The 12,342-nt window shown below is 36.6% G+C and carries 6 protein-coding genes; all 6 read left to right on the top strand.

Annotation, left to right across the window (positions count from 1 at the left end; all coding sequences use genetic code 11):
• Positions 1–85 precede the first annotated feature (85 nt).
• The 6 genes from F3D68_RS07465 to traI all read left to right on the top strand — a co-directional run bounded on the left by F3D68_RS07465 (position 86) and on the right by traI (position 12,326).
• Positions 86–763: a recombinase family protein gene (locus F3D68_RS07465; protein ID WP_151193818.1), complete on the top strand. Its 678-nt coding sequence runs from the start codon at positions 86–88 to the stop codon at positions 761–763.
• A 4-nt stretch (positions 764–767) separates the two neighbouring features.
• Positions 768–3,818, top strand: a complete 3,051-nt coding sequence (locus F3D68_RS07460; RefSeq protein ID WP_151193817.1) for a Tn3 family transposase — start codon at positions 768–770, stop codon at positions 3,816–3,818.
• A gap of 58 nt (positions 3,819–3,876) precedes the next feature.
• Positions 3,877–4,563, top strand: a complete 687-nt coding sequence (locus F3D68_RS11415) for an RHS repeat-associated core domain-containing protein (protein ID WP_224728266.1) — start codon at positions 3,877–3,879, stop codon at positions 4,561–4,563.
• Between the two features lie 3 nt (positions 4,564–4,566).
• Positions 4,567–4,989, top strand: coding sequence for a hypothetical protein (locus F3D68_RS07450; RefSeq protein ID WP_151193815.1), 423 nt, complete (start codon positions 4,567–4,569; stop codon positions 4,987–4,989).
• Between the two features lie 529 nt (positions 4,990–5,518).
• Positions 5,519–5,692, top strand: a complete 174-nt coding sequence (locus tag F3D68_RS11250; RefSeq protein ID WP_191092749.1) for a hypothetical protein — start codon at positions 5,519–5,521, stop codon at positions 5,690–5,692.
• Between the two features lie 16 nt (positions 5,693–5,708).
• Positions 5,709–12,326, top strand: a complete 6,618-nt coding sequence (traI, locus tag F3D68_RS07445; RefSeq protein ID WP_151193814.1) for a conjugative transfer relaxase/helicase TraI — start codon at positions 5,709–5,711, stop codon at positions 12,324–12,326.
• Positions 12,327–12,342: the final 16 nt, after the last annotated feature.

The raw sequence follows: 12,342 nt of genomic DNA, 5'->3' as shown, positions 1-12,342 counted from the left end.
ACAGTACAGCATAAAATATATTTTGATTTTTTAGTACTATTGTGGTACACCTAGATATACAAGATTATAGTGTACCAAATCAACTATGAAAATCGGTTATGCCAGAGTCAGTAGTACCACACAAGATTTAGAGCTTCAAAAGCAAGCTTTAGTCAATGCGGGCTGTGAAAAAGTATTTAGTGAATCACTCAGTGGCAAGGATAATCACCGCCCAGAACTTATTAAACTGCTTGAGTCTCTGCGCAAAGGAGATATTGTCGTTGTCTATAAAGTCGATAGGATTGCTCGATCTTTAAAGGGATTAATTGAGATTATTGAAAATTTAAATGCCAAGCAAGTTCATCTTGTCTCACTGGACTCAGGTGACAAGGTTGATACCACATCGCCAATGGGAAAGGCATTTTTCCAAATTGCTGGTGTCTTTGCTGAGTTAGAACGAGGCATGATTAATGCAAGAACTAAAGCAGGCATTGATCACGCCAAAAACAATGGTGTTAAATTTGGACGTACCCGTGGACAACAAAATAAAGGAACAAAAGAAAAACTCGATAAGATCAGAATATTTTTGGATGCGGGGAAAACCTATAGTTGGATTGCTAAAGAACTCTCTGTCAGTAAAAAAACGATTGCTGATGTAAAAAAAGAAAAGAAAGAAGTAAAAGAAAAAGAAGAAAAGGTCAAAGATCAAACCATCCAGAAAGGAGATATGGCAAGCATAAAGCCGATCAAAAACAATATAAAAACAAAAACAAAAAAGGCATAGCACCATGCCATATACGATCACAATTGCTAAAAACAAACTGCATTTTTTACCTGAGTCATCCCTCAATTATTATTTTGGATTACCCAGTTTTTCAGATGATGAGCGCAAATTGTTTTTTGACTTAAGCAACGAAGAAAAAGAAGTGGCTGAAAGCATTCATAACTTTAAAAGCCGAGTGCACTTTATTTTAATGCTGGGTTATTTTAAAGCAAAAACTATTCTTTTTGACTTGCAATCACAATCGTTGATTAATCATGATGACATGAGATACATTGCTGATCTATATGATCAGACAATATCTTATGAAATGAGTATTAGTCGCCCTATCCATCAGCGACACTTGGAATATGTATTAGCGTTGACAGGATGGTCACAATATAAAAGTGCCATCTATCGAGATGAATTATTAAGACAAGCGCAGCTACTTGCTCAAAGAGATTGCAAGGCAATGTATATTTTTACTGAATTAACGCAGTATCTGATAAACAACAAAATAGAAATGCCTAAATATAGTGAGTTTCAATTAATTATTAGTGAGGCAATTCAACACGAAGAATATCGTTTGAGTACATACATAACCACAGTCCCAAATAGATATAAAAACTTAATAAACCAGTTAATTGATAATACAGTATCCAGTGAATCAATGAGTCTGTCTGATGTTGCTCAACCGCCAGCTTCAATGAGCAATGAGGAAATTGTGAAAGAGATTAAACGCTTTAATTCAGTGGAGTCGCTCTTTACCTATTCATCACAATTACTAAAAGAAATGGCGTTATCACCAGAATCGGTTAAATACTACGCCTCATTAGTTGATTACTATGGTCAAGGCAAACTGACACGCATGCGCAATACACTTGTCCCATTATATATACTTTGTTATTTGAACACGCGCTGTAAACGCATCAATGATAATCTTATAGAAACCTTCAGGCACAGGATCAGTAAATATTGGAACAAAGCAGATGAGTACGCCAAAGAACAACTTCAGGATGATAAAGCACTCTATTTTAGAACCAGACCTAAATTGGCATCTATCCTCAGTGACTGTAAAAATCCTAAAAATCAGAAAAAAATGATCAGCACCTTGAATGCTCAAATAAGTCATATTGGTGATGATGATTTTGATCAGGCAGTCGATTATATGGCAAATAGCAAAAAACATCACCAGACACTCAAGTGGCAGTATATTGGCAAATCTGAAAAGTATTTTAAATTAAATTTACGTAGGATCTTTATTCATCTTGATATTGATTATGGAAAGCATAACTCATTAGCCAAGGCTTCCCAGTTTTTAAGAGAATTCTTAAAAAAACCAGATGAGCAAAGAAAGCTAATACCTTATCGCGATTTTCCAATGGAATGCATTCCTAGTACGACGCTTGAGTTTATTGTAAGTGAAGATGAGGCTAAGGACAAAACCGTAAACTATCAGGCATATGAGTTTTTTATTTACGATCAAATTAACCAGAGACTTAATGGTGGTGACATTGCTGTAAAAAGTAGCTTTGGCTATGGTTTTTACGAGGATGAATTGGTTGAGCTGTCCAAACTGGATGAACTCAAATTAGATTTTGATTGTTTAAAAATACCTATTGACGAGCAATTGCAGCAATTAGAACAAAGCCTTGAGTTACAAATTAAGACAACTAACGATAATATTAAAGAAGGCATAAACACAGCAATTGATATTAAGTCCTATGCTAAGCGTAAATGGACACTTCCTTATAACGCAGATCCCGTAGAAATCAATCACAAAGTGTTTGATATGATTGAAGTGCTCGATATTGCTGATGTTTTTACTGTTGTTGACCAGGAGTTACATTTTTTATCTGAGTTTAGGCATATTCTGGATAAAAATATTAAAGGTAGTATGGATAAGACTGCCTTATCTGCAGTTATTATTGCGAAAGCGACTAATCATGGCATTTACAAAATGTCGACCTTATCGGATTACACCTATGATCAGCTCAAGCAATACAGCAAGGCTTATGTAAGTCTTGAAGCAATTAATAATGCATGCGATGTCTTATCAAATGCTATCCATGAACTTCCTATATTTAATCATTACAATATCAACAGTGCCGTTCACGGTGGTATTGATGGTCAGAAGTATGCAACAAAGCACCGTACGTTTAAATCAAGAAACTCACCTAAATATTTTTACTTGGGATCAGGTGTTTCATCCGCCACTTTGATCGTCAATCATATCCCAGCCAATGCCACAATGTTCGGTGCTGATGAACATGAAAGCCGTTTTATTTTTGATTTAGTTTATAACAATCAATCTGAGATACAACCAGAGATTATCTCAACAGACAGTCATGGCAGTAATAGTGTGAATTTTGCCTTACTGCACTTTATCGATCGTGAATTTGCGCCGTGCTATAAACAAATCAATAATAAAGAAAATATGATTTATGGTTTTCAGGCACCCTCGACATATAAAGAATATCTAATTCGACCTAAGCATAAGATTGATAAAGATAAAATCACAACCCAATGGGATGGAATCAAACAAATCATTGCCTCATTGATACTCAAAAAGAGTAATCAGAGCATTCTCATCAGAAAGCTGACGGACAATAAATTTAAAAATGATACCAAAGAGGCGCTCTGGACATATAACAACATTCTCAGGAGTGAATATATTTATCGCTATATTGATAATGAGCAGTTACGAAAATCAGTGAGAAAAGCGCTAAATAGAACAGAAGCCTATCATCAATTAAAGCGAACAGTTGCTACTGTAAACTCAGACAAGCTCAATGGTAAAGATGATGAGTGTTTGACGATCAATGATGCCTGTGCTAGACTGCTCTGCGAAGTGATTCTTTACTACAATGCTACTATACTATCAGGTGTGCTTACTGCCAAAGAAAAAGAAGGCAAGGCAGAAGAGGTAGAGAGAATTAAGAAAGTATCCATAGTGGCATGGTCGCATGTTAATCTTCATGGCAACTACACCTTCAAAAACAGATCAAAGCGATTCAATTGGGATCAAATCATCCAGAAAGCGGCTTCCACAGAGATTCAAGAAACCTCATCAAAATAAAAATATTTACACATTTCACTCTATAGCACCATAGCCCCAGAAACAATGGTCGGGTAACATTAATCCATTCGCAGTCAACGCCACCGGACAAGTCCAACAAGACTTAAGATTTGCAGGTCAATTCAATGACAGCGAAACAGGCTTGGTTTATAATAATGCCCGTGCGTATGTACCGTTTTTAGGTAGATACTTACAGGCTGATCCGTTAGGGCTAGCCAGCGGCTCTTTGAATAACTATGTGTATGTTGGCAATAATCCGGTTAATTTGGTTGATCCGAGTGGGTTGTGCTTTGAAGATGCCTGTGTTGGAGAGGCAGTGCTTGCTGGCATTGCAATTCGTGCAGCAGTGCCTTATGTTGCCCGTTTGGGGGTTGCAATGGCAGGGTGGTTTGCTTTAAATGAAGCAAAAGCACCAGAGGAAGTTGCCAGCGACACAGGTGCAAATACAACTGGGCAAGTGTGTCCGAAATCTGGGTCAAGTGGTGGAGATGGAGCGGGGAAAGGTTTTTCTAAAAAGATTAAAGAATTAGCCAGAGAAGAAAGTGGTGATACTTGTGTCTTTTGTGGAACAAAAACCTCAAGTGATCCGAGCCCAGAACGCTCTGAAATCGATCATGCAATACCAAAATCGAGAGGCGGAAATAATACGATAAATAATGCTCAAAACACTTGCAGAACATGTAATAGACAAAAAGGTGCGAAAACCACAGAAGAGTTTTTAAATAAAATCATCCAAGGAGTGTAATTGATGTATAGCATTGAAATAGGGGAAAGCAAAAAACCATCAAAGTGCTTTTGTTGTGATCATGATTCATATACAAGTCATGGTTTTGTGTATAAAAATAATAAGGCTTACGCTGTTTATTACGCTGCATGGTCATACAGTCATATTCAAAAGAAAATAACCTTAGCAATTGCTATTGGTGATTGGGATGACAACTCGTCATCAACAGATAGAATTTGTTTTGGTGTTGAAATAACTGATGATAATAAAAATATGAATTTTCATGTTATTGATCCAGAGGAGTCTCCTTGGGCTAATACAGAATTATTGGGCAAGATGATCGAAAGGAAAAGAGCTTTACATAGTAAATTCTTAACAGAAATATTCACCATTTTAGAAGACGTGATACATGAAGATAAGGCAATAAAAGAATATATGGAAATCTAATTTTATAAGCCAATAGCCAAACTGGTTGAGTTGCCCTTAGCATCTGTATGGGATTATATTTCAAACAACACCTTAGCAATCTCCTATGGGGTAAGGGCTAGAGAGCGATTTTCAAATCACTATGACCGGTTTACTGACGTATTCCGACTACGCTATGGGTTCCCTGCACAGCCCTCCATTTTTCCCTTTTTTGAAACAAAAAAATCACTCAACACAATATACAGTAAGGCTTTAAGCAAACGGATATTTTTTGTTAAAACGGTAATATTCTGCCGAGATGTCCTAATATTGCACGTATCCGGTCTTAACGATTATCGATAATGATTTCAAACAGGGGCAATAAATCTGATTTAGTCAAGGCGCTATTTATCGAGGGGAGGGAGGGAGATTTCAGACACCCTGACTAATGACGCTAAGTATAGACTGCTAAAGATTAACCGCAACTTAACACAGCAGTTTTTTAGCGTTTTAATTTTTCCTAATCAAGTCACTAAATGCACACTCATTTATCTATCACAGGAAATTACTTATGAGATACACAAAACCAAAAAATAATCACCTAATGCACGTCAAAAAAACCAACGACAATTACCACCCGCAATATATCCATTGGACGCAAAACCGAATTGTCCACAATGCTTTAGCTAAAGGTTGGCATGTCGTTGTTCAGAAAATGGGAAAAAGAAAGTTAGTCACACAATAAAATAAGGGGGCAAATTATGATGTCAATTGGCATTGTGAAGTCTGGTGCAGACGTACACAAATATTTTACTGACAAAGATAATTACTATTTAACTGATAAATCCGAGTTGAAAGAAGCAGCTACATGGTACGGTAAAGGAGCGGAAGCATTAGGGATTAAAGGCGAGCAAGTCGATGAAAAGCTATTCTTAGATTTGCTTGAGGGGCGTATGCCTGACGGTTCACAAATTGGCATAATGAAAGATGGTTCAATCAAGCATCGACCCGCAACGGATATTACTTTTTCAGCACCCAAATCAGTATCATTAATGGCATTAGTTGCGGGTGATACACGCCTTGTTGAAGCACATAACCATGCCGTTAAAACGGCACTTGATAAAATTGAATCCATGTATGCGGAAGCCAGATATACCGAAAATCGCATAACGACTTATGAGAAAACGAATAATTTAACCATCGCAACATTTAGACATACTACATCAAGGGAGTTAGATGCTCAGTTGCATACGCATGGTGTTGTCATCAATGCAACGCAACGTGAAGATGGGCAATGGCGGGCATTATCTTCACGACATAAAGCAGATACTGAAAACTTAGAGCATGGTTTTCGCGAAAACCTTTACGCCAATCAACATTATTTGGGCATGATTTATACCAGTGAGCTTGCCAAAGCTGTTAAAGAATCAGGTTATGACATACGCATTAAAGATAAGCATGGTAATTTTGAAATTGTTGGATTATCTCAAGAATACATTGATAGCCAATCTAAAAGACGACAACAGGTACTGTTTGCGTTACAAGAAAAGGGATTATCAGGTGCTAAAGCTGCACAGGTGGCTACTTTAAACTCAAGAGGAATTAAGCAAGAAACAGAGATTGATGTTATCCGTGAATACTGGATAAAAGACGCTAAAAAGCAAGAGATACAATTAGGTGAAGTGTATCTTAATTCTCTCAAAAACCTTGATGTAAAAACTCAAGGTAATACACAAACCAGTGATAATATGCCTGCATTCAGCCAAAATGCTAAAGAAGCAATTAATGATTCACTCGCGCATTTATCACAATACGATGTTCAGATCAGGCATGGTGATATTATCCGACAAGCATTTATCTTTGGTGCAGGAGCCATTGATCATGAGCAATTAGAATCCGTATTAAGTGACAAGATTAAATCAGGGGAAATCATTGGTAAGGCGGATTATTACTATACCACTAAGGCATTAATTAATACTGAAAAGAGATTAACAGACAAATTCGAGCAAAGCAAAGGAGCAGGGTTTTCAGTTGATACTAAACAATCAGGGCTTGTTGCCAATGTCTTAAAGCACAATGATCGCTTACAGGTGATTGATGTTAAAGGCTTTAAAAATGAAGCTAAATTGTTAGATAGCTTAGTAAAAGCAAGTGAAGCTAATGGCTTAAATACTTATGTTGTCCATCAAAATCAATCACGGTTAAATCGACTTGATGGTCAAGTTGAACGCGATAATTCAAGTTTTTGGAAAGCGATTAGCAACCATTTTAAGCATGACTTGATGACCACAACAGGCAAGTTTTTACATGACTATGAAAACAAGCTTAATCAAGGCTCATTCTTTTCAAGCTTTACTCAAAATAAGCAAGATTTAGTAGTAATCACTGACGCTCAAAAGCTGTCTTATGAAGATGGTGAAAGGATTGAAGCATTGACACGTGCAGGGAAAGCTAAAGTTGTTTTTTTGAATAACACCGAATCAACCAAAGGTTTTCAGGCGGGTAATTTTGTTAAGTTATTAAAAGACTCAGGCATTGAAAGCCATAAAAGTACCACGGCTAAAAAAGATACTTTGGTCAATGTTGCTGCCAGTAAAGAGATTTATCAGGACTTAGCTAAGGCATTTGTGGCACATAATTATGATTTAAACAATCACAACAACCTTAATAGTAAAAATGGCGTTGTCACGGCAGTAACTTATACCAATAAATCACAGGTAGAAGCTACTCGACATATTCGTGACGAGTTGCAAAAGCAAGGGGGATTATCGCTACAGGAAATTGCCTTTGATACCGTTTCAACAAAAGGTTTAAGTGATATTGAAAAAACTAAGCTTAAATGCTATCAAATTGGCGATTTAGTGACCCTTAAATCCAAAGAGGATAGTAGTAAAAATAGTAACAACAAAGCATTTCAAAGTTACTTTGTCACAGGGCTTGATAAAGACAACAACCAACTATTACTTAAAAAGGTCGTTGATTTTAAAGCTCAGCATAATGAAAGTGGATTATTGCAAAGCTTTGTCGCTTCAATTGCAGGGCATAATGGCAATAAACAAGGTAGTGATATTTTTGCTTTTAATCCCACCAATACTAACACAACCAAAGGCGAAGATGGCAAAGCTGTAGATTTTGAGGTACGTAAAAAGCAAACACTTAATATCTCAGTAGGTGAGCAATTACGTACCACACGCAATCTTTATCTTGATGCTAAAGATCAGATTAAAGGGTCTCAATCATCAAGTATCTTTGCCAAAGGTGACAGTGAAACAACTAAAATTGAGAAAAACAGCACGTTTACGGTTACTGCGATTCATCAGGATAACGTCACAATAGCGCATGGTGATAAACAATTTAGTCTATCCAAAGATAAGCTAAAACAAAGCTTTGTTGATTATGGTTACGTGGTTAAACCGCACCAATTAACCAAAGATATTGATCATGTGCTAACAGGATTGTCAGGCTATCAGGTCAATCAAAATAGTATTGGTGAGGTGGCTGAATATGCCAAGAAAGTGACACTTTTTACTGACAATCCCGATAAAAGTATTAAGGCACTGGATAAGGAAAGCATTAACTGGATAGCGCAAGAAGTGGCAAGCGGTCAAGTTGACCACACCTACAATCCAGTGGTGCGGACTGAAAAAGCGATACGTAAAGATTTAGAAGTTGTAGCAATGGCATTGGCGGAAAAAAGCAATGTAGGTAATGGAATTACTACACAAGATGAGAAAAGCAAAGTCATTGAAACAGCCGTTGCTTATGGCATTGCCAAAGTCGCTGAACGTGAAGCGGGCTTCTCTCGTAACGAGCTGCTTAAAAGTGCCATGTTTTTTGCAGTGGGTAATGCATCATCACAGGATATTGAAAAAATCATTGCCGAGAAAGAGCAAAAGGGGGAAATTCTTGTTTCTACGGGTGGTAATTTGATGACAACACCTTACGTTTACACCCTTGAAAAAGGCATTATTGACAATGTAACGCAAGGTAAAGACAAGATAGCGCCTATCTTTACAACAAGTCCTGTGATCGATGACAAACTTGGATTAAAGCAAGGGCAAAAGGACGCTGTTTGTTTGTCACTCACCACAACTGATCAATTTATCGGTATTAATGGCGTGGCGGGTTCGGGTAAAACAACGATGATGAAAACCTTAAAAGAGTTAGCGGAATCTAAAGGCTATCATTTGGTGGGTATTGCACCAACACATAAAGCGGTACAAGAGCTTGATGGCTCCATGAATAAGGATATTAACAGCCAAAGACTACAACAAAATCAAGCGCAGCATGGTACTAACCGACTTGAACAGGCGGGCATTCCAGTAATGACGGCACACAAATTTGTTGGTCAAGACATGAAGCAATATAACGATAAAACAATTTTTGTTATTGATGAGGTATCTATGATTGGCAATCGATTATACAAAGATATTCAAGATAAAATTATCTCGCTTAATTCACGTGGCATTATGACAGGTGATATAGGGCAACAAGTCTCTATTGAGCATGGGAAGCCCCAAGAATTGGCGATAAATAATGGCATGAAGTGCGCCTATATGAAAGAAATCGTGCGCCAAGATAATGAAATCATGAAAAAAACGGCTGAATATGCGTCACAAAAGGAATCAGCACAATCACTTAGAAATTTAGAAAAATTGAATCCTCAAGATCATGTTCAGCGTGATAGTACATATAAAAATATTAATTTTGAAGCGGGTAATTATTTTGAGGCGAGTAATCGCATTAAAAAGGATATTGATTTTAAAAGCATAACTAATTCATTTATCGAAATTGGCATTGATACTGAAAATATAGTTGATGAAAATGGGCGAGCGCGTAAGCAGCAAATTTGGGAAGGTGGGTTACCTAGCACTCAGAATTTATTTGATGCGGTAGCCAATGATTACTTATCACGTGAAAAATCACATCGTGATCAAACCATTGTTGTTGCGTGTATGCACGAGTTTAGAGATTCGATTGATGCACGTATCCGTGAGGGATTAAAGCAAGAGGGGGCAATTCAACAGGAAGTATCAACACAGCGTTTAATGTCAAAAAACCTTGACCAAGTGGATTACCTCCATACCAAAAACTATGAAATAGGGGATGTTATCCGTTTTGATCGCACCTATTCAATCGCCAAAAAGGGTGATCACATGCACGTGGTTGGGATTAATACAGAAGAAAATAAGCTTAATATTTTAAATAAAGTTGACGGTAACACGTACACCATTAACCCTGCTAAATATGCCTTTAAGTCTGATATGGCAGTGTTTAAAGAACTTGATGCTCAGTTAGGTAAAGGGGATCGTATTCGCTTACGAATGAGTGATGAAACCAAAGGTTGGATAGGTGGCGCTGAATATACGGTTAAGGATATATCGAACACCAAAGCTTTATTAGCCAATGACAAAGGCACCTTATTACTAAATCTTAAAGATAAAAAAGAGCAACTTTGGGATTATGCTTATACGCATACCTCATATAGCGCACAAGGAGCAACCTCAAAGCATGTAATTGGTGTTGAGTTGAACGATAATTACCGATCAAACTACATCACAGTGACACGTGCTAAAACGCATACGGTCATTTATACACTTGATAAAAAATGGCTTATTAAGCATTTAACCAATGCAAAGAAAATGGAAAATGCCGATAAAGTATCTGCATATGAGGTAATGAATAAGGTAACGGTTAATCAAGAAAAGCAAATAAATGTACAGCAAATAAGAGAGGTAAAAGCCAAACTTAAAGCAGAGAATGAAGCCAATAAAGATAATGAGATCAAGAAAAATAGTGAGATAAAAAATCAAAAATATCAGCAAGAAAAACACAAAACAGAATTTATCACACGTGAAAAACCAGTATTAGCCGAGGATTTAAAACCACTGCTTGTTAATCGTATTGAAGATTTAGCCTTGACGTTAATGGGTGAGCCAAACAAAACCTTTTCAAATGCAAAGCAATTACGTTATGGCAGTAATGGTAGCTTTGTTATTAATAAGGAAACTGGCACATGGTTCTCACATGAAACACAAGAAAAAGGTGATATATTTAAACTGATTCAACAAGAGGCAAGGCTAGGCGATTTTAAAAGTGTCTTGGAATATGCTAAAAACTTTACAGGGTTTACACCTGAAATGATTACAGAGGCTAAAGCTAAGATAACCAAAGATCATACTAAAATTGACCTTGCTGAACAGCAGAAAAAAGACAGCATGTATCAATATGCTAAGTCTTTGTATGATAAATCACTGCCATTGAAAGGAACACCCGCTGAGAAATACTTAAAAGATAAACGTGGATTAAACAATTATGATCATGCTAATTTACGGTTCTTACCGAAAGTTACTGCTTATGATGAAGCGACAGGTAATAAAATCAATGTGCCTGCTCTACTCTCATTTGCTAAAGATGAGCAAGGGAAGTTCAACCATATTCAAGTTGTTAGGTTGAATGAAGATGGTACTAAAAACAAAGACGTTAAGATCAACAAACAAACCTACGCTGAAATAAAAGGTAATGCGATTGAGCTTAATACTCAAGCCGTTAATAATGGTAATAGCAAGAAACTTACTTATTTAGCAGAGGGAGTTGAAACAGGGTTATCAATTCTTAATGTCAAACGTGATGCGCATGTCATGGCAGTTTTAAGTGTCAGTAATTTTAAAAAGGTCAACCTTAATAGTGTTGCTGATAAAGTCATTGTTTGTCTTGATAATGACTTTAAAAGTGACAAGGTTTTTACGGATAAGAAAGCCTTAGAACAACATACTAAGTCAATGAGTATACGCTCAAAACAGCTTAATGAGTTATCACAGCACTTTAGAAGTCATGGCAAAGATGTACGTTTCATTTTACCTGATAAAGATAAGTACGACTTTAACGATGTATTAACAAAGCAAGGATTTACAGAGTTAAGCAAGCAGATAAGCCAATTAATCACTGAGCAGGACTATCAAAAAATCACAGATAAGTATGTTGAGCTTAAATCAAAAGGTGCGTTTGTTGACATGGATAAAGTCATACAGTCCGTTAAAGATGAACAGAATAAACTGCAACAATCAATAAAAGGTGCTATCGATGATCAAAATAGTACGGCTCTAAAATCATTGAATAAGACACATAATGATTTAATAAAATTGCAAAATATCGATAAGGAGAATAGTAGGGTAAACAATATTAATCAGATTAATGGAATTTACAAAGTTAAGGATAATATAAATATTGACACTCAAAAGCTAACTGATATTGAGCGCAATAATAAGCTAAATGAGCAGCGTTTAGCGCAACAAGTTAAGCGTGATCAAGTTGAAAATATCCCTCAAAATATCCCATCACCTAGAAATAATACGCAAGAAAAAGGATTTGAACGCTAGCCTATTTCTATCAATA

The organism is Cysteiniphilum sp. JM-1, from assembly GCF_008711525.1.
In the GTDB taxonomy this organism is placed as follows: domain Bacteria; phylum Pseudomonadota; class Gammaproteobacteria; order Francisellales; family Francisellaceae; genus Caedibacter.
The sequence above is the reverse complement of the archived record's forward strand: the minus strand, read 5'-3'. Positions and strand labels throughout refer to the sequence as shown.